Source organism: Xanthobacter sp. YC-JY1 (assembly GCF_021730305.1).
Taxonomy (GTDB): domain Bacteria; phylum Pseudomonadota; class Alphaproteobacteria; order Rhizobiales; family Xanthobacteraceae; genus Xanthobacter; species Xanthobacter flavus.
On sequence record NZ_CP032674.1, the window covers coordinates 2,076,931 to 2,094,097 of the forward strand.

Genomic DNA, 17,167 nt, shown 5'->3' on the forward strand with positions numbered 1-17,167 from the left:
TTTTTCGCAGAGGGCGGTCGGATCCGTCAACTCCGTAGATATGCGACATGGTGGGTCGCGCGCCGTTCGGACAGGGTTTTGGATGAACAATGGAGTTGTTCCATTGTGCGGATACCACCCGATCGGTGGCTGAACACCGTTTGCCGGCGTTCAAGCCGGCAAAGTGAGCCGGGCGATCATGCCGCGGCGCCGGCCGAGATCTTCGCCGGCCTGATTCATCCCGACGGGATCAATCTCAAGGGTTCCGCCCAGCGCCCGTGCCGCTTCCGCCATGCGGGTGAGACGCAGCGGGCGCCCCTCCGCGGCGAAGCGGTCATCCGGCGAGAGGCCGGACAGCGGATCGAGCGCCGCGGCCGCCTCCGTCGCGTCAAGGCCCATGCCGGCATCGCTCAGCTGCACCTTGGTGCGCGGTCCCTTGTCACCCTCGTTGTCGGTAAAGACCGAGACAGCCACCGCCCCGCCGGCCGGCGTGGCCGCAACGGCCTCTTCGACCAGCATCGCCACGAGGTCCGCGAGCGGCGCTTCGGCGGCCTGGGCCGTGACTCCTCCGGCATCGTCGAGGCGCAGCGCCAGCCGTCGCCGCCGGGCAGCGGGAAGAAGCGCGGCCACGGCGGCGCGCACCGCCGCCGACACGTCACAGGTGACGGCTTCCGTAGGTGCAGTCGGCTGGGAGAGCGCGTTGAGGTCATCAAGCGTGGCGTTGAGGGACTTCAGCGCGTCCCGCAGGGGATCGCTCAGGGCCTCGGCGGGCGCCTCGCGAAGGATCGCCATGGGGCCTTCGAGTCCGGCGCGGAGGCGGCCGGCGAGGCGCGGCAGGAGGTTCGTCGCGGGTTCCGGCTCGGGCACCGCCACGGGCGCCAGCTCGGGCTGTTGCGGCACCGGACCGATGACGACGCAGAGGATCTGGTCCTCGGCACCGGCGCGGGTCACGGCCGCCAGCCCCGGCAGGAGCTCGCCCTCGCGATTGCGCAGTGCGAGCGCGACCTGCGCGGAGGCGCCGTCGTCCCGCACGCGGTCGAGGGTGGCGACGGCGTCGGCGCGGTCGGTCGGCCCGACGGCGGTGGTGAAGGGTTCGCCGGCGAGATCATGGGCCGGAAAGCCCAGCCGCTCGGCCGCCGCGAAATTGGCGAGGCGGATGGTGCCGTCCATCTCCAGCAGGAAGACGGGCCAGGGCACCATGTCGAGCGCCGCGCGGCGGGCGCTCGCGCGGGCCTCGCGGTCGTCGTCGGTGGTGTCGAGGGCGCGGATGACGTGGATCAGCGCCGGCCGGCCGAGAAATGGCGCGGCGACGAGGCGCACTTCCACCGGCAGGCGGGTGCCGTCCGGCGTCAGCACATGGAGGGCGCCGGATTCGCGGGAGAGGACCCGCTCAAGCCCGCCGGCCTCCGCCAGTGCGTCCAGTCCGCTCCAGCCGGTGAGGGCGAGAAAGGCCCGGTTGGCGTGGACCAGCTCGCCTTCCTGCTGCACCAGCAGGCTCACCGGAAGCTTGTCCAGCAACTCCGCCTCATCCCCGGAGGCGGGCGGGGGCTCCGGCTCGGCGTATGCGGCGTCCAGATTGTCGGGGGGCGCGGTATCCGGCGGAATTCTCGGCCAGTCCTCGATGGCGGCGGCGAGGGTCCGGGCGATCTCGCGGAAGGCGGAGCTTTCCTGCGGCGACAGGCTGCCCTGCCGGAGCGGCACCACATTCCGGCCGAAGGCGACCGGGGGCTGGGGGGCAGGAGCGCTCGCCTGCGGCGCTTTCGGCGGCTGGGGCAGCGGCGCTTCCGCCGCGGTCACGATACCGAAGCCGCGCACGCCCCTGAGCCGGCGCTCCGCATCGAACAGGGGCGCGCCGCCGAGACTGAGGTCGAGCGGGGATTCGACGCCCACCGGCGGCACCGTCGCCGTGCGCTCGGTGAAGCTTTCGCCCGAGGCCATGGCATCGATGAGCGCGTCGGCGTCGGTCAGGTGGCCGTCACGCTCAAGATCCGCGAAGCTCGCGCCGAGGAAGGTGCCGGAGCGGCTGCCGAGCGCCGCCGCGAACAGGGGGGAAAGCGCGCGCAGGCGTCCCTCCGCATCGCTCTCCCAGGTCACGCGCAGCGGCTGGGCCAGCAGGGGGCGCAGCGCCGCCGGCACGGCCGGTGCCGCCGCCGGGAGCGTCGGCGAAGGCGCAGCGGGCGCGAATGCGGCCGGGTCCGCGAAGAGGAGCGCGGGGCCGGAGGGCAAAGCGAGGGCGGCAAAGCGCAGGGTGCGGGGCGAGAGATCCCCGGGCAGGCGCAGCCGCGCCACGCCGAAGCCGGCGGCGGTGCGCCGGGCGAGGCGGGTGGCCACCGTTGTCACCGGCTCGGGTGCCGGTTCGCCGGGCGCGATCGCCAGCCGTGCGGCTGCCGACGTCGCCGCGAGGATACGCCCGGAGCCGAGGTCGAGGAGGAAGGAGGCGAATTCCTGCCGCGCGAGGGGCGCCAGCACCGCCTCCGCGCCTGGAAGAGCGGACGCGATGGCTTCCACGCCCTCCCCGGAGAGGGGAGACGGGTCGTCCGGGCTGCCGTGGTGCTGCGTCATCGTTTGCAGGATCGCACCTTGCGGAGGAGGAGTGAACCAAGGCGGGACCACCCCGCCGGCTCATATTCTCGCTGCCATTGATTAACGTCAGTGCAACTTCGCCGCGCGCCTGCCATTCATATTGGCGAAGCGGCGGTACCGTAGATTAAGATCGGTCGCTGCGCGGTGGCTTGCGCCGCCCGACACCCGGAGGAGAGACGGCCATGACGACGAAATTCGGTCCGGAGCTGGAACTGCCGCCTGAAATGCGTGCCATTGCCGAGAAGAACGTGGCGCAGGCCCGGCAGGCGTTCGAGACCCTGTTCCAGAATGCGCGTGAGACGGTCGGCGAGAGCGAAGGCCATATCGAGGAGGTCCGCTCCAACATCAAGGACTTCCGCCAGAAGGCCATCGGCCTGATGGAAGCCAACGTCGAGGCGAGCTTCGACTTCCTGCACAAGCTGGTCGCGGCCAAGAGCCCGCAGGAGATGATGAGCCTGCAGGCGGAGTTCCTCACCAACCAGCTGAAGTCCGTCTCCGAGCAGGCGAAGGCCTTCGGCGACGACGCCAAGGCCCTCGGCGAGAACGCCGTGCGCACCATGGACGAGCACGCCCGCACTCTGGCCGAGCGGCTGAAGGCCCTCGCCGCGTCCGCCGCCCAGAGCGCCCAGGCTGTCGCCCAGGACCTGAAGACGGTGGGCGAGACGGCCGTGCGCGAGGCCCAGGCCGCCGCGGCCAAGGCCACCGACCCCAAGCAGCAGGGCTGACGGGATTACTCTACCCGTCCGCACCTACCCCCGTAGTCGCGGAAGCTTGACTTGTGCAGCGCAGAATTTCATTTTGCGCTGCACGTTTACTGCTGTATAACCCTATTGTCGGGGTTAAACACAGCTCACCTATGAATGCTCGAAACGCAAGCGTTGCACGGCGCTGCGCCTTGCGTGTCGTTCTGGTGGCACTGCAGCAATACACCTCGGCACGGATCGCCATGCCCCGTTTCCGAGGATGACATGAACGACACCTTCATCAAGGCTTATCAGGACCAGATCGAGGCGGCGAAAAAGGCGTTCTCGACCCATGCCGTTCCGGGCGTCGAAGTGCCGCCGGCCGTGCGCGAGATCGCCGAGAAGGGCATCGCCACCTACCGCGAGAACTACACCAAGCTGAAGGCCGCTGCCGAGCAGGTGAACGCTGCCCTCGAGGACACCTGCACCACCGCCTCCAAGGGCGTGGCCCAGTACAATGCGAAGGTGCTCGAGGCGGTTCAATCGAACGTGAACTCGGCCTTCGACTATTTCAATTCGCTGCTGTCGGCCAAGACCGTCGCCGAGGCCGTGGAGCTCTCCACCGGCCACGCGCGCAAGCAGTTCGAGGCCCTGACCGGCCAGGCCAAGGATCTCTCCGCCCTCGCGCAGAAGGTCGCGGCCGACTCGTCCGAGCCGATCAAGTCGTCGGTCGAGAAGACGATCCGTCCGGCCGCCTGAGCCTTCGCTCCATCAACGACCGCCGCGTCCGGGCCAGCGTGCTTGACGCGGCGGGTCCGCCTTGTCATGACGCGGGGCGTTCCACCCCGCGAGTTTTCGCATGCGTGCCCTCGGTTCCGTATCGCCGCTCCTGCTCGTCGGCCCCTCGTGGGTCGGTGACATGGTTATGGCGGCGAGCCTTGTGGACGTGCTGCGCCTGCGCGAGCCCGGCCGGCCCATCGATGTGCTGGCGCCGCCCGCCTCCCTTCCCGTCGCCCGCATGATCCCCGGCGTTCGCCGCACCATCCCGCTGGGGCTGGGCCATGGCGAGCTCGGCCTTCTCGCCCGCTGGAAAGCCGGCCGCGCCCTGCGCGGCGAAGGCTACGGCAAGGCGATCATCCTGCCGCGGGCCTTCAAGGCCGCCATCGTTCCGCTCGCCGCCGAGATTCCCGAGCGCGTGGGCTATCGCGCCGAACTGCGCAGCGCGCTTCTCACCGACGCCCGCCCCGACCCCGATCGCAAGACCGCCCGCACGCTGGATCGCTTCGTCGCGCTCGGCCTGCCACCGGGCTCCATCGCCCGCGCGCCGCGTCCGCGGCTGATGCTGCCCGATGGCGCCGTGGACGTGGCCGCCGCCAAATACCCCCTCGCTGGCGAGGGGCCGGTGATGGTGCTGTGCCCGGGTGCCGAGTACGGGCCGGCCAAGCGTTGGCCGGCGGCGAAGTTCGCGGCGCTTGCCGCGCTGGCGGTGAAGGAGGGCTATCGCATCCGTATCCTCGGCTCGCCCAAGGATGCCGACGCGGCGGACGCCATCGAGGCCTCGGCCGGCGTGCCGGTGGACAATCTCGTCGGCCGCACCACCCTCTTCGAGGCCGCCGCCATCCTCGCCGGGGCGGACGTGGTGATTTCCAACGATTCCGGCCTGATGCACATCGCCGGCGCCTTCGACCGCAAGTTGGTCGTGATCTACGGCGCGTCATCCGAGAAGATGACGCCCCCGGCCTCGCCCTTCGCCCGCGTGGTCTCCCGCGACCTGCCGTGCCGGCCCTGCCACAAGCGGGAATGCCCGCTGAAGACGCTGGCGTGCCTCGAAGGCATCGCCGCAGAGGACGTGCTGGCCGCGGCCGAGCAAATGCGCCGATGAAGCTGCTGCTGGTGAAGCTGTCGTCGCTGGGGGACGTGGTCCACACCTTCCCCGCGCTGACGGATGCCGCCGCCCGCGTGCCCGGCCTCACCGTGGACTGGGCGGTGGAGGAGGCCTTCGCACCGGTCGCCCGGCTCCATCCCGCCGTCCGCCGCACCATCACCGTTCCGCTCCGCCGCATGCTGCGCCGGCCGTTCGCCGCGCTTTCGGGCGGGGAGGTGGGGCGCGTGCGCGGGGCGCTGGCGGCCGAGCCTTATGATCTCGTCATCGATGGCCAGGGGCTGATGAAGAGTGCCGCCGCGGCGACGCTGGCCCGCGGCCCGCGCCACGGTTTCGACAAGGCGAGCGCGCGCGAAGGGCTGGCAAGCCTCCTTTATGGCGCGCGCCACCATGTGCCCGAGGTGGAGCACATGGCGGTGCGCCTCCGGAAGCTTTTCGCGGCGGCCCTAGGCTATCGGCTCGATGATCTGCCCGCCGACACGGGCCTGCGGCCGGCTCCCGGCGGCGTGCCCTATCTCGTCTTCCTGCACGGCACCACGTGGCCGACCAAGACGTGGACCCTCGACGGCTGGCGCGCCTTGGCGGGGCTGGCGGGTGAGGCGGGGGTGGAGGTGCGCCTGTTCGCCCACGGCACCGAAGAGCGTGCCCGCGCCGAGGCCATCGCCGCTGGGAAGGACAACGTGCGCCTGCTGCCGCCCCAGGGGCTGGAGGGGCTCGCCCCGCAGATCGCCGGAGCGGTGGGCGTCGTGACGGTGGACACCGGCCTCGGCCATCTCGCCGCGGCCTATGGGGTGCCGACCGTCGGTCTTTATGGACCCACCAACCCGGTGCTGACCGGCCTGTTCGGCTCGCGCGTCGTGGAGCTGAAGGCGCGTCGCGACTGTGCGCCCTGCGAGAAGGCCCGCTGCCGCATCGCGCCCGCGACCATCGAGGGGCCACCCTGCCTTTCCGACATCTCCGCCGCCGAGGTCTGGCAGGCGCTCGGGAGGTTGAGCGCGGCAGCCTGATACTGGCGGCTTCGGCAATGGTCGAGATGGACAAGGTATCGGCGGGGTGGCACACCCTGCGTCCGATGGACTGGATGGGATGCCCGCTATGACCCGATCGGTGGCGTTGAGTCGTGACCTTCTGCTCGTCACCGGCGGCGCGGGCTTCATCGGCTCCAATATCGCCCGCGCGGCGGCGGAGGACGGCTATCGCGTGGTGGTGGCCGACTGGCTGGAAGACGGCCCCAAATGGCGCAACATCTCCGACATCCCGCTCCATGACGTGATCCGTCCCGAGACGATCAACGACTTCGTGGAGAAGGAAGGCGGGCGGCTCGCCGCGGTGGTCCACATGGGCGCCATTTCCGCCACCACCGAGCGCGACGCCGACAAGATCGTCGCCCGCAACATCCGCGCGACGCTGGACCTGTGGGACCTGTGCGCGCAGAAGGCGCTGGGTCTGATCTTCGCCTCCTCGGCCGCGACCTATGGCGACGGCACCCAGGGCTTCCGCGATTCCGAGGCGGGGGACGATCTCGCCGCGCTCGCGCCGCTCAATCCCTATGGCTGGTCGAAGCTGTTCGTGGACCGCCGCATCATGGCGGATATCACCGAAGGCCGGCCCCGGCCGCCGCAGTTTGCGGGCCTGCGCTTCTTCAACGTGTACGGACCCGGCGAGGCCCACAAGGGCGACATGCGCTCGGTGGTCCACAAGATCTATCCGAACGCCGAGGCGGGGGAGAGCGTGACGCTCTTCAAGTCCCACGACCCGCGCTACACGGACGGCGGGCAGCTGCGCGACTTCGTCTATGTGGGCGACTGCGTGGAGGTGGTGCGTTGGCTGCTGGAGAGCCCGGACGTGTCCGGCATCTTCAATGTGGGCACCGGGGAGGCCCGCTCCTTCGCGGATCTCGCGACGGCCGTGTTCACCGCGCTCGGCAAGGCGCCGAACATCACCTATGTGGACATGCCGGAGAGCCTGCAGAAGGCCTACCAGTATTTCACCCAGGCCGACGTCTCCAAGCTGCGCGCGGCCGGCTTCACCCGGCCGTTCACCTCGCTGGAAGACGGTGTTTCGACCTATGTGAACCGCCACCTCAAGCCGCGCAACACGGCAGGGTGAGAGCGGCGGCTCGGCCTTACGGGCGCCGGAACGGGCCCCCGTTTCGCAAGAACTGACACCTGAATATCGGTATATGGGTGCCGTCAGGGGCAGTGGCGGCGCCGTTTTGCGCGTCACATCGCGGCGGCCCGCGAATACAAGCGGTCGCGCTCTACTGTAAGCGCTTGCAGCGTTGGTACGCAACGCCGCGACAGCGCGGGCAATGGCCGGAGCCTCAATGGCCCAGCCAAATTGCAGATATACCAGCAGTCATCCCGGCAAAACGGAAAGCAGGAGGGGAGGGTGCGTCTCTCTTGCCACCCGGCGAGCGGCGGCGAGTGCAGGAATATTTTCCTTTAATCAAAAAATCATTATTTATCAATATGATACTGGAATAAATGGATGTGTTAATGCATTATGTTAAGTGGTATTTTAAAACCGTACATTGGCATCATTACTCGATAATCAATTGTTTTTAATAATGAAATTGAAATTTCGCGCGAGGCCTTTCGCGCCCAGCCATGTAAGATAACATTAAACATTAACAATAAATAATTGATTTATATGAAAAATTCTACTTTCTTAAAGTGACTTGCGATGCGCGCGATGCGCCACGAAGGGGCCGCGAAGCCTTCCCTGCCCCATCCGGCGATATGGATGGGAGCGGTGCGGTCGTGGCGGTGCGGAGGTATCCCGGCGCCCAGCCTTCACCGTCTGTCGGTTTGCGGGCGGGGGACCCATGCCTATAGTCGCGGCTGTTTCGCCGGAGGTGGCGGTGGAGGAGTCGTGATGGGACTATGCCGGTCCGGCCGTGCGAGCCGCGCCTCACGCCGGTGCCCAAGCGTGCCGGTCATGGTGCGCGCCTGATGGCGGAGGCTACGTCGGCTCCCGAACTCGTTCTCGTCCTCGGCGGCGCGCGCTCCGGCAAAAGCCGGTTCGCGGAAGGCGAGACCGTGCGCCATCCCGGCCCCTGGACCTATGTCGCCACAGCCCAGCTCGGCTATGGCGGGCAGCCTGACCCGGAGATGGAGGCGCGCGTCGCGCTGCATCGCGGCCGCCGAGGCGCAGGGTGGGAGACCGTGGAGGCGCCGTTCGATCTCGCCGCCGCGCTCGGCGCGCTCCCGCCGGATCGGCCGGTGCTGGTGGATTGCCTCACCCTTTGGCTCACCAACCATCTCCTCGCCGACCACGACCTCGACGCCGAGGCGGCGGCGCTGGAGGCCGCCCTCGTCGCCCGGCCTGGGCCGACCATCTGCGTCGCCAACGAGGTCGGCTTCGGCATCGTCCCCGACAATGCCCTGGCCCGCCGCTTCCGCGACGCCGCGGGCCTCCTCAACCAGCGCCTCGCCGCCCGCGCCCGCAAGGTGGTGCTGGTGGTGGCCGCCCTGCCCCTGACCGTGAAGGACGTAACCCCGTGAGCGATCCCGTCCCCCCGTCCCCGGCCGAAGACGAGGCCGCCGCCCGCCATCGCGCCAAGATGGAGAAGCGCAAGGCGGTTCAGGACAAGGAGGTGGCCGAGAAGACCATCGAGAAGGGCCTGCTCGTGGTCCATACCGGCCCCGGCAAGGGCAAGAGTACGGCCGCCTTCGGCCTTGCCTTGCGGATGCTGGGGCGTGGCGGACGGGTCGGCGTGGTGCAGTTCATCAAGGGCGCCTGGCAGACCGGCGAGCAGGACGCCTTCCAGGCCTTCGGTGATCGGGTGAGCTGGCACACCATGGGCGAGGGCTTCACCTGGGAGACACAGGATCTCGCCCGAGACAAGGCCGCCGCCGCCCGCGCCTTTGGCAAGGCGCGCGAGCTGATGGCGGACGAGACCATCTCCCTCCTCGTCCTCGACGAACTGAACATTGCCCTGCGCTACGACTATCTCGACCTCGCCGAGGTAGTGGCCACCCTCGCGGCGCGGCGTCCCGGCCTGCATGTGGTCGTCACCGGGCGCAATGCGAAGCCCGAGCTTCTCGCCGCAGCCGACCTCGTGACCGAGATGGGGCTGGTGAAGCACCATTTCGCCGCCGGGGTGAAGGCGCAGCCGGGCATTGAGTTCTGATGGCGCGCGCGCTGATGTTCCAGGGCACCGGCTCGGATGTGGGCAAGTCCCTCATCGTCGCCGGCCTTGCCCGCGCCTTCACCCTGCGCGGTCTCAAGGTGCGGCCCTTCAAGCCGCAGAACATGTCCAACAATGCAGCCGTGACGGCGGACGGCGGGGAGATCGGCCGCGCGCAGGCGCTGCAGGCGCGGGCCGCGCGGGTGCGCGCGAGCGTGCATATGAACCCCGTGCTGCTGAAGCCGCAGGGCGAGACCGGCGCGCAGGTGGTGGTGCAGGGGCAGGTCCATGGCACCGCCAAGGCCGCCGCCTACCAGTCCCTCAAGCCGACGCTCATGCCCGCCGTGCTGGACAGCTTCGCCCGTCTGAAGGGCGAGGCCGACCTCGTGCTGGTGGAAGGGGCGGGCAGCGCCTCCGAGGTCAATCTGCGCGCGGCGGACATTGCCAACATGGGCTTCGCCCGGGCGGCGGACGTGCCGGTGGTGCTAATCGGCGACATCGACCGGGGCGGCGTCATTGCCAGCCTTGCCGGGACGAAGGCGGTGATCGACCCGGCCGATGCGGCCATGATCCGCGGCTTCATCGTCAACCGCTTCCGGGGCGACCCGGCGCTGTTCGCCTCCGGCATGGATCTGATCGCTCGCCTCACCGGCTGGGACGCCCTCGGCCTCGTGCCGCACTTTCCCAATGCGGCCCGCCTGCCGGCGGAGGATGCCCTCGCCCTGTCGGCGCCGCCGCCGCCCAAGGCCGGGGCCCGGCTGCGCATCGCCGTGCCGATCCTGCCCCACGTCTCCAATTTCGACGATCTCGATCCGCTCGATGCCGAGCCGGGCGTCGAGGTGCGGCGCATCCGCCCGCACGAGAGCCTGCCGCTCGATACCGATCTGGTGCTGATGATCGGCTCCAAGGCGACCATTGCAGACCTTACGGCGCTGAAGGCCGGCGGCCTGCACCATGACATTCTCGCCTTCGCACGGCGTGGTGGGGCGGTGCTTGGCCTGTGCGGCGGTTACCAGATGCTCGGCCGGACCATCGCCGATCCCGATGGCGTGGAGGGCGAGGCCAGCATCGCCCGCGGCCTTGGCTTGCTCGATGTCCATACGGTGCTGACCGGCGAGAAGCGGCTGGAGGAGGTGAGCGGCACCGCCGAGGGCGCCCCCTTCCACGGCTACGAGATGCATATGGGCGCAACCCACGGCGCCGATTGCGATCGGCCCTTCGGCCATCTCGCCGATGGGCGGCCGGAAGGCGCGCGCTCGGCCTCGGGCCTTGTCGCCGGCACCTATGTACACGGCCTTTTCGCCTCCGATGCCTTCCGCGCGTCCGTGCTCGGCCGACTGGGCGGGGAGGGCGGCGGCATCGCCTATGAGGACGGCGTTGAGGCGACGCTGGATGCGCTGGCAGTCCATCTCGCCACGCATCTCGATCTCGACCGTCTGCTCACGCTGGCGCGCTGACCCCTCAGACCATCAGGCCGACGGCCGCGCCGGCGAGCACCAGCAGGATCATGAGCGCGTCCGCCCGGCGGTAGACCTTCAGCGCCATCCGCACGTCCTGCGCCGTGGCCTCGCGCCGGCCGTCGCCCATATAGGCGTCCTGGGTGAGAACGCCGGCATAGACCTTCGGGCCGTTGAGCTGCAGCCCGAGCGCCCCCGCCATCGCCGCTTCCGGCCAGCCCGCATTGGGCGAACGGTGGCGCGGGGCGTCGCGCAGCATGGCGCGGTGGGAATGGCGGGGATTGGCGCCGGGCGTGAGCGCGGCGCCGGCGATGATGAGCATTCCGGCGAGGCGCGAGGCGGGCAGGTTCACGTAGTCGTCTGCCCGCGCGGCGGCCCAGCCGAAGGCGGCGTGACGCTCCGTGAGGTGTCCGATCATACTGTCGGCGGTGTTGAGCGCCTTGTAGGCGGCGCCCCCCGCAAGGCCGGCCACGCTCAGCCAGAGGGTCGGGGCCACCACGCCATCGGAGAAATTCTCGGCGAGGCTTTCGATGGAGGCGCGGGCGACGCCCGAGGCGTCCAGCGTCTGCGGATCGCGGCCGACGATATGGCCGACGGCTTCGCGCGCGGCATCAAGGCTGCCGGTCTCCAGCGCGTCGGCAACCCGCGCCACGTGCCAATGCAGGGACCGCTGCGCGATGAGGCTCGATCCGGCGAGGCCGAGAATGAGCAGCCCGAAGGGGAGGGGACGCAGCAGCGCCTCCAACGCGAGGGCCGGCAGGGCGGCCGCCGCGAGCACCAGCACGACCGTCACCACACCCATCAGCCGCCGACGGCCGGGGGCGAATCCCGGGCGGTTCAGCCGGCGGTCGAGAAAGAGGATGAGGCGGCCGATCCAGATCACCGGATGGCCGATCCGCCGCACCAGCGCAGCCGGATACCCCAGCAGCACCTCGAAAAGGACCGCCAGTGCCGCGACGTCAAAGGCCATTCTCTCCCCCGCTACCGCACTGCGGAAAAATATTGCACCGCTCGCGTGATACCTGAGTTGTTATTGTTGCATTGCAACTAAAAGATCGCCAGAATCGAACTCGTGCGTTATATTAGGGGCTTACCAGTGGTTCGTGCGGGGGCATTGACACCAGCAGGGATGTTGCGGACATGACGATGCTGAAGATCCGCCCGAACAGCACCGTGACAGAACACTTTCGCGACCCGGCCATTCCGCTCGTCCCGGACCATATGCGCATCTATGCCGTCGGCGACGTCCACGGCCGCCTTGACCTGCTCACTGCGCTCCAAGCCGCCATCGACGAGGACATGGCCGCTCACCCCGGCCCCGACTGCGTCGAGGTCTATCTCGGCGACTATGTGGATCGCGGCGCGCAGTCGTCCGGCGTGCTGGATGCGCTGCTGCAGCGGCAGAAGGATCGCAAGGCGATCTGCATCTCCGGCAACCATGAAGCGGTGATGCTCGAGTCCCTGCTGTCGCAGGAGTCCTTCTCGCGCTGGCTGCGCATGGGCGGGCTTGAGACCGTCTTCTCCTATGTGCGTCCCGCCGCCGGTGCGGATGAGGCCAGGCTCTGGAATGAGTGGCGCGCTGCGGTGCCCGCCGAGCACATCTCGTTCCTGCGCAAGCTCACCAGTTTTTTCGTCTGCGGGGACTATGTGTTCGTCCATGCCGGCCTGCGCCCGGGCATCCCGCTGGAAGAGCAGAGCCGCGAGGACATGATGTGGATCCGGCGCGAGTTCCTGGATCATCCGGATTGGTTCGGCCACTGCGTCGTCCACGGGCACACGCCTATGAAGGACCCGGAAGTGCTGAGCAACCGGATCAACATCGACACCGGCGCCTATGCCACCGGCCATCTGACCTGCCTGGTGCTCGAAGGTGCGGATCGCTTCCTTATCGCAACCTGAGCGCGACGGTAGCGCTGCGTTGCAATCGCGCACGATCGCTGAGTCGCAGCCGCGTCGCCGCTTGCAAAAAGCGAGACTATCAGGCCATTGGCAGCATTAACCTTTACAGCTCGCGCTGCCCCTACCTTAGTACGGTTTTCCGTGTGGCCGATGAGTCACATAGGGGGTAGAAACGGCGTCGTTGAGCCATTTCTGTGTTGCTCTGCAATATGCCCTCCGGCCCCTGCGTGTTAGGTAGAAGCACGTATCCCACGGGGGCTCTGGCAGTGCATTTTGCCACCGAAAATTGGCTTGGACGGTTCCGTCGCGTGACGGGGATGGCCGTATCCGTCGCCGTGTCTGTCGCATTGGCCGGCTGCAATCTCCTTCCCGCCTCCGGGCCCTATTCGGTCGAGGTGACCAATCCCGCGACGCAGGACACCGATGGCCTGAGCTACAAGCTCGTGCCGTTGACCGCCCAGGTGGTCAGCGTGCTCTCGACGATGGATTCCCAGGGCCTGATCGGCACGTTCCGCAACGATCGCCGTCCGGTGCCGGACATCAAGATCGGCGTAGGCGACATCGTCGGCGTGTCGATCTTCGAAGCTTCCTCGGGCGGTCTCTTCATCCCCGCCGAGGCGGCCTCGCGCGCTGGTAACTTCGTCGACATCCCCACCCAGACGGTGGACGTCAACGGCAACATCTCTGTGCCCTATGCCGGGCAGGTGAGGGCGGCCGGCCTGCAGCCCGCGCAGGTGGAGAAGGAAATCGTCGAGCGCCTGCGCAATCGCGCCATCGAGCCCCAGGCGGTGGTCTCGGTGAAGTCCCAGCGCTCCAATTCGGTGACGGTCATCGGCGAAGTGAGCGCGCCGGTGCGTTTCCCCCTCACCCCCACGGGCGAGCGCGTGCTTGACGCCGTGAGCCGCGGTGGCGCCACCTCCAGCAAGGGCTACGACCTGTTCGTGACCCTCCAGCGCGGCGGTCGCGAGGCGACCATCAGCTTCAACCGTCTGGTGCGTGAGCCCGCGAACAACGTCTATCTGCAGCCGGAAGACACCATCTACATCTTCAGCCGCCCGCGGACCTTCCTGGCCTTCGGCGCGACCGGCAAGCAGGGGCAGTTCAACTTCGACAACGACGCCATCAGCCTCAGCGAGGCGGTGGCCAAGGCGTCGGGCCTTGTGGACGCGCAGGCGGACCCGCAGTCGGCCTTCCTGTTCCGCATCGAGAACCGCACCACGCTCGAGCGGATGGGCGTGGACGTCTCGAACCTCCCCGAGAAGCGGATCGCCACCATCTATCAGGTGAATTTCCGCGAGCCGACGGGCTACCTGCTCTCCACCAAGGTGCCGATGCGGGACAAGGACGTCCTCTACATCGGCAACGCCGGTTCGGTGGAACTCACGAAGTTCCTGAACCTCGTGCTCCTCGGCGCGCTGACCGTGGAAAGCATGACCAACACCAACGCCAACCTCTACGGCGTGAACTGAGGATTTCCGCCGCCACGAAGGCGGCGGGGCCTCTCCAGACATGAAAATGCCCCGGCCGGTGCCGGGGCATTTTCTTTTTGCGGCGTGACCATTTTCTTTTGCGGCGTGACTTGGCGGGAGGCGCTCGGCCGGCAATTTTGCGTCGCGTCGCGCGGGCGCGCTATGTTTCGGTCCCGAAGGGCGAAATGGCCCCGCGACATACCGCGTTGGAAGGGTGAGGGCGCGATGTTCATTGCCTTCTTCGAGGCGCTCAAGGCCGCAGGCGTGCCGGTCTCGGTGCGGGAATATCTCACCCTCATGGAGGCCATGGACCGCGACGTGGCCGGCCGGCAGGTGGATGCCTTCTACTATCTCGCCCGCGCGAGCCTCGTGAAGGACGAGCGCCACCTCGACCGCTTCGACCAGGTGTTCGGCCGCTGCTTCAAGGGGCTAGAGCAGGCGCTGGGCGAGGAGGGGCATTCCATCCCCGAGGACTGGCTGCGCAAGCTGGCCGAGAAGCACCTGACCGACGAGGAAAAGGCGCAGATCGAGGCCATGGGCGGCCTCGACAAGCTCATGGAGACGCTCAAGAAGCGACTCGAGGAGCAGAAGGGGCGCCATCAGGGCGGCTCCAAATGGATCGGCACGGCCGGCACCTCCCCCTTCGGTGCCTACGGCTACAATCCCGAGGGCGTGCGCATCGGCCAGGACGGCAACCGCAATTTCCGCGCGGTGAAGGTGTGGGACAAGCGCGAGTTCAAGGACCTCGACGACGGGGTGGAGCTGGGCACCCGCAACATCAAGGTCGCCCTGCGCCGGCTGCGCAAGTTCGCCCGCATCGGCGCGCCCGACGAACTGGATCTCGACGGCACCATCCGGGAAACCGCCCGCCAGGGCTATCTCGACGTGAAGCTGCGGCCGGAGCGGCGCAATGCGGTGAAGGTGCTGCTGTTCCTCGACGTGGGCGGCTCCATGGATTGGCACGTGGAGCAGGTGGAGGAGCTGTTCTCCGCCGCGCGCATGGAGTTCAAGCACCTCGAGCACTTCTATTTCCACAACTGCGTCTATGAGAGCGTGTGGAAATCCAATGCCCGCCGGGCTTCCGAGCGCATTCCCCTGTTCGACGTGCTCCACACCTACGGCCACGACTACAAGCTGATCTTCGTCGGCGATGCCTCCATGAGCCCCTACGAGATCACGTTCGCCAACGGCTCGGTGGAGCACAACAATGCCGAGCCGGGGAAGCTGTGGCTCGAACGCCTGCTCACCACCTATCCCAAGGCGGTCTGGCTGAACCCGGTGCCAGAGCCGCACTGGGGCTATACGGAATCCATCCGCCTCGTGCGCCACATCCTGGAAGGGCGCATGTTCCCCCTCACTGTGAAAGGCATCGACTCCGCCATGCGGGAGCTGACGTGACGGCCACTTCTCCCGCGGGACCGATCAGTTATTCGCATCTGCCCCGCCTCGGCGGCGCGGGAGTGCGGCTGGAGCTGGACCGGGTGGCGCTCGCCTGGAGCATCGGCCCGCGCGAGGGCCGGCTGCCGTTGGCGGACATCACATCGGTGCAACTGCGCTTCCTGCCGGCCAAGTTCGCCGCGCCCAGCTTCGAGATGGAGATCGCCGGGCGCGATGGCACGCGTCTGAAAGCGGGCTCTGCCTCGCGCATCTCGCTCACCGGTGTGCGCGACCAGCGGGAGGATTATGCGGCGTTCGTCCGGGCTCTGCACCGGGCGCTCGCCAACACGGCCGCGCGGCCCCGCTGCCGCGGCGGCTATGCGCCGTTCCGCTTCTGGATGATGGTCGCGGCGGGCCTTGCTGCGCTCGCCGGCCTGCTTGCGGTCTTCGGCTTCGCCATCTGGCAGCAGGAATGGGCCTTTGCCCTGTTCCTCGGTGCGCTGGGGGCGTTCGTGGTATGGCCCACCGCCGAGATGATCTGGCGCAACCGGCCCGTCACCTACACGCCCGAGGCCCTGCCGCGTCACCTATTGCCGGCGTGAGGCCACCGTTTCCTCTTCCTCGGCCTTGCGCATCAGCCCGGTGGCCACATCCGAGAGGCGCGGGGCGGGCAGGGCGGTGAAGGGCAGCGGCCGTGTCACCGCGATGGCGGCAAGGCCGAGCCGGGCCGTGAGCAGTCCGTTCACCACGCCCTCGCCCAGCCGGGCGGAGAGCCGCGCGGCCAGACCCTGGCCGACGATCTGCTGCACCAGCGTATCGCCCGCCGCCATGCCGCCGGTGACGGCGAGATGCCCGAGCACATGGCGCACGAGGCGGAAGGTGCCGAGCGTGCCCGGACGCCCGCCATAGAGATAGGCGAGGCGGCGCATCAGCGTCACCGCGCTGTAGAGCACGAAGGCGAGGTCCACCGCCGCGCGGGGCGACACCGCGGTGACGACGGAGACGTTGCGAGCGGCGTCCGACACCATCTGCCGTGCCTGCGCATCCAGCGAGGGCAGCAACGTGCGCTCGGCGAGGCGCACGAGGTCGGCACCGTCGATGATGCCGGAGAGATGGCCTTCCAGATCCATGCGCGCCCGCGCGAGGGTGGGGGCGTGGGAGGACAGCTTCAGCACGTCCTTGACCACGCCTCCGGCGAGCGGCCGGTCATCCTCGGCCAAGGCGCGCTCGGCGCGGTCGCGGATGTCGTCGAGGCGGGCCAGCCGCGAGAGCCCCGCCACCTCGCGCGCGATGATCAGCATGGCGGCGATGAGAAGTAGCGCGGTGACGCCGATGCCCACCCAGCCGAGCCACGGCGCGCGGGCGTAGAGGTCTTCGACCAGCTTGCTGAGCCCCACATAGGCGGCAAGGCTCAGCACGCCCCCGAGGGCGGACCAGAACAGCCCGGCAAGGGACAGGCCCCAGCCGCGCTTCGGCGGCACCGGAACGGGCAGAGCGGCTTCCACCTCGGCCATTTCGGGCGGCGCCAGGGTGATGTTCGCCTCGTCGAGGCGGAACACCTGCGGCCGCCGGGGGGAATTGCGCTCGTCGCTCATGGTGCTGAGATGTCCCCGAATTGCGGCGTCCGCAAGGGCCGGGCGCGCGCGCCAACCGCGCAGGGCGCCGCTCACAAGCCGGCGAGCGCGGCGAAGTGTGGCTTGCCCCGG

15 protein-coding genes are annotated in these 17,167 nt (G+C 68.6%); 12 read left to right on the forward strand and 3 right to left on the reverse strand.

What is annotated here, in order from left to right; translation table 11 throughout:
- Positions 1 to 150 precede the first annotated feature (150 nt).
- Complete coding sequence (locus D7006_RS09740) at positions 151 to 2,541, reverse strand: PAS domain-containing protein (protein ID WP_237356446.1); 2,391 nt, start codon at positions 2,539 to 2,541, stop codon at positions 151 to 153.
- Positions 2,542 to 2,744: 203 nt separating this feature from the next.
- Between D7006_RS09740 and D7006_RS09745 the strand changes: the two genes are divergently transcribed.
- The 8 genes from D7006_RS09745 to D7006_RS09780 all read left to right on the forward strand — a co-directional run bounded on the left by D7006_RS09745 (position 2,745) and on the right by D7006_RS09780 (position 10,716).
- The gene (locus tag D7006_RS09745; protein ID WP_169121105.1) at positions 2,745 to 3,287 is read left to right on the forward strand and encodes a phasin family protein; all 543 of its coding nucleotides are present in this window, start codon (positions 2,745 to 2,747) and stop codon (positions 3,285 to 3,287) included.
- Between the two features lie 243 nt (positions 3,288 to 3,530).
- Positions 3,531 to 4,004, forward strand: coding sequence for a phasin (locus tag D7006_RS09750; protein ID WP_169121104.1), 474 nt, complete (start codon positions 3,531 to 3,533; stop codon positions 4,002 to 4,004).
- Between the two features lie 100 nt (positions 4,005 to 4,104).
- The gene (gene waaF, locus D7006_RS09755; protein WP_237356447.1) at positions 4,105 to 5,127 is read left to right on the forward strand and encodes a lipopolysaccharide heptosyltransferase II; all 1,023 of its coding nucleotides are present in this window, start codon (positions 4,105 to 4,107) and stop codon (positions 5,125 to 5,127) included.
- The gene (waaC, locus tag D7006_RS09760) at positions 5,124 to 6,134 is read left to right on the forward strand and encodes a lipopolysaccharide heptosyltransferase I (protein WP_237356448.1); all 1,011 of its coding nucleotides are present in this window, start codon (positions 5,124 to 5,126) and stop codon (positions 6,132 to 6,134) included. The genes waaF and waaC overlap by 4 nt, the downstream gene beginning before the upstream one ends.
- 88 nt (positions 6,135 to 6,222) lie before the next feature.
- Positions 6,223 to 7,236, forward strand: a complete 1,014-nt coding sequence (rfaD, locus tag D7006_RS09765) for an ADP-glyceromanno-heptose 6-epimerase (protein WP_237356449.1) — start codon at positions 6,223 to 6,225, stop codon at positions 7,234 to 7,236.
- 845 nt (positions 7,237 to 8,081) lie between these two features.
- Complete coding sequence (cobU, locus tag D7006_RS09770) at positions 8,082 to 8,633, forward strand: bifunctional adenosylcobinamide kinase/adenosylcobinamide-phosphate guanylyltransferase (protein ID WP_237356450.1); 552 nt, start codon at positions 8,082 to 8,084, stop codon at positions 8,631 to 8,633.
- A 59-nt stretch (positions 8,634 to 8,692) separates the two neighbouring features.
- Positions 8,693 to 9,262, forward strand: a complete 570-nt coding sequence (gene cobO, locus D7006_RS09775) for a cob(I)yrinic acid a,c-diamide adenosyltransferase (protein WP_237356887.1) — start codon at positions 8,693 to 8,695, stop codon at positions 9,260 to 9,262.
- A complete protein-coding gene (locus tag D7006_RS09780) occupies positions 9,262 to 10,716 on the forward strand; it encodes a cobyric acid synthase (RefSeq protein WP_237356451.1) in 1,455 nt (484 codons plus the stop codon). Before cobO ends, D7006_RS09780 begins: the two co-directional genes overlap by 1 nt.
- A 4-nt stretch (positions 10,717 to 10,720) precedes the next feature.
- Here the strand turns inward: D7006_RS09780 and cbiB are convergent, their stop codons facing one another.
- Positions 10,721 to 11,686, reverse strand: a complete 966-nt coding sequence (cbiB, locus tag D7006_RS09785; RefSeq protein WP_237356452.1) for an adenosylcobinamide-phosphate synthase CbiB — start codon at positions 11,684 to 11,686, stop codon at positions 10,721 to 10,723.
- A 170-nt stretch (positions 11,687 to 11,856) separates the two neighbouring features.
- Here cbiB and D7006_RS09790 point away from each other — a divergent pair, with 170 nt between their 5' ends.
- The 4 genes from D7006_RS09790 to D7006_RS09805 all read left to right on the forward strand — a co-directional run bounded on the left by D7006_RS09790 (position 11,857) and on the right by D7006_RS09805 (position 16,063).
- Positions 11,857 to 12,615 carry a metallophosphoesterase family protein gene (locus tag D7006_RS09790; RefSeq protein WP_237356453.1) on the forward strand — a complete coding sequence of 253 codons (759 nt, stop codon included), beginning with the start codon at positions 11,857 to 11,859 and terminating at the stop codon, positions 12,613 to 12,615.
- Between the two features lie 317 nt (positions 12,616 to 12,932).
- Positions 12,933 to 14,084 (forward strand): polysaccharide biosynthesis/export family protein, encoded by a 1,152-nt coding sequence (locus D7006_RS09795; RefSeq protein ID WP_169121097.1) that lies wholly within the window; start codon positions 12,933 to 12,935, stop codon positions 14,082 to 14,084.
- A 225-nt stretch (positions 14,085 to 14,309) separates the two neighbouring features.
- The gene (locus D7006_RS09800) at positions 14,310 to 15,482 is read left to right on the forward strand and encodes a VWA domain-containing protein (RefSeq protein WP_169121096.1); all 1,173 of its coding nucleotides are present in this window, start codon (positions 14,310 to 14,312) and stop codon (positions 15,480 to 15,482) included.
- The gene (locus D7006_RS09805; protein ID WP_169121095.1) at positions 15,479 to 16,063 is read left to right on the forward strand and encodes a hypothetical protein; all 585 of its coding nucleotides are present in this window, start codon (positions 15,479 to 15,481) and stop codon (positions 16,061 to 16,063) included. The genes D7006_RS09800 and D7006_RS09805 overlap by 4 nt, the downstream gene beginning before the upstream one ends.
- Here D7006_RS09805 and D7006_RS09810 read toward each other — a convergent pair.
- The gene (locus D7006_RS09810; protein ID WP_237356454.1) at positions 16,049 to 17,056 is read right to left on the reverse strand and encodes a YcjF family protein; all 1,008 of its coding nucleotides are present in this window, start codon (positions 17,054 to 17,056) and stop codon (positions 16,049 to 16,051) included. The genes D7006_RS09805 and D7006_RS09810 overlap by 15 nt on opposite strands.
- Between the last annotated feature and the right edge of the window lie 111 nt (positions 17,057 to 17,167).

Bases quoted from the DNA above. Each gene is read 5' to 3' on its own strand.
- D7006_RS09790 (WP_237356453.1), top strand. From the start codon at position 11,857: ATGACGATGCTGAAGATCCGCCCGAACAGCACCGTGACAGAACACTTT.
- waaC (WP_237356448.1), top strand. From the start codon at position 5,124: ATGAAGCTGCTGCTGGTGAAGCTGTCGTCGCTGGGGGACGTGGTCCAC.
- cobU (WP_237356450.1), top strand. From the start codon at position 8,082: ATGGCGGAGGCTACGTCGGCTCCCGAACTCGTTCTCGTCCTCGGCGGC.
- D7006_RS09800 (WP_169121096.1), top strand. From the start codon at position 14,310: ATGTTCATTGCCTTCTTCGAGGCGCTCAAGGCCGCAGGCGTGCCGGTC.
- D7006_RS09780 (WP_237356451.1), top strand. From the start codon at position 9,262: ATGGCGCGCGCGCTGATGTTCCAGGGCACCGGCTCGGATGTGGGCAAG.
- rfaD (WP_237356449.1), top strand. From the start codon at position 6,223: ATGACCCGATCGGTGGCGTTGAGTCGTGACCTTCTGCTCGTCACCGGC.
- D7006_RS09745 (WP_169121105.1), top strand. From the start codon at position 2,745: ATGACGACGAAATTCGGTCCGGAGCTGGAACTGCCGCCTGAAATGCGT.
- D7006_RS09740 (WP_237356446.1), bottom strand. From the start codon at position 2,541: ATGACGCAGCACCACGGCAGCCCGGACGACCCGTCTCCCCTCTCCGGG.
- cobO (WP_237356887.1), top strand. From the start codon at position 8,693: ATGGAGAAGCGCAAGGCGGTTCAGGACAAGGAGGTGGCCGAGAAGACC.
- waaF (WP_237356447.1), top strand. From the start codon at position 4,105: ATGCGTGCCCTCGGTTCCGTATCGCCGCTCCTGCTCGTCGGCCCCTCG.
- D7006_RS09810 (WP_237356454.1), bottom strand. From the start codon at position 17,056: ATGAGCGACGAGCGCAATTCCCCCCGGCGGCCGCAGGTGTTCCGCCTC.
- D7006_RS09750 (WP_169121104.1), top strand. From the start codon at position 3,531: ATGAACGACACCTTCATCAAGGCTTATCAGGACCAGATCGAGGCGGCG.
- cbiB (WP_237356452.1), bottom strand. From the start codon at position 11,686: ATGGCCTTTGACGTCGCGGCACTGGCGGTCCTTTTCGAGGTGCTGCTG.
- D7006_RS09795 (WP_169121097.1), top strand. From the start codon at position 12,933: ATGGCCGTATCCGTCGCCGTGTCTGTCGCATTGGCCGGCTGCAATCTC.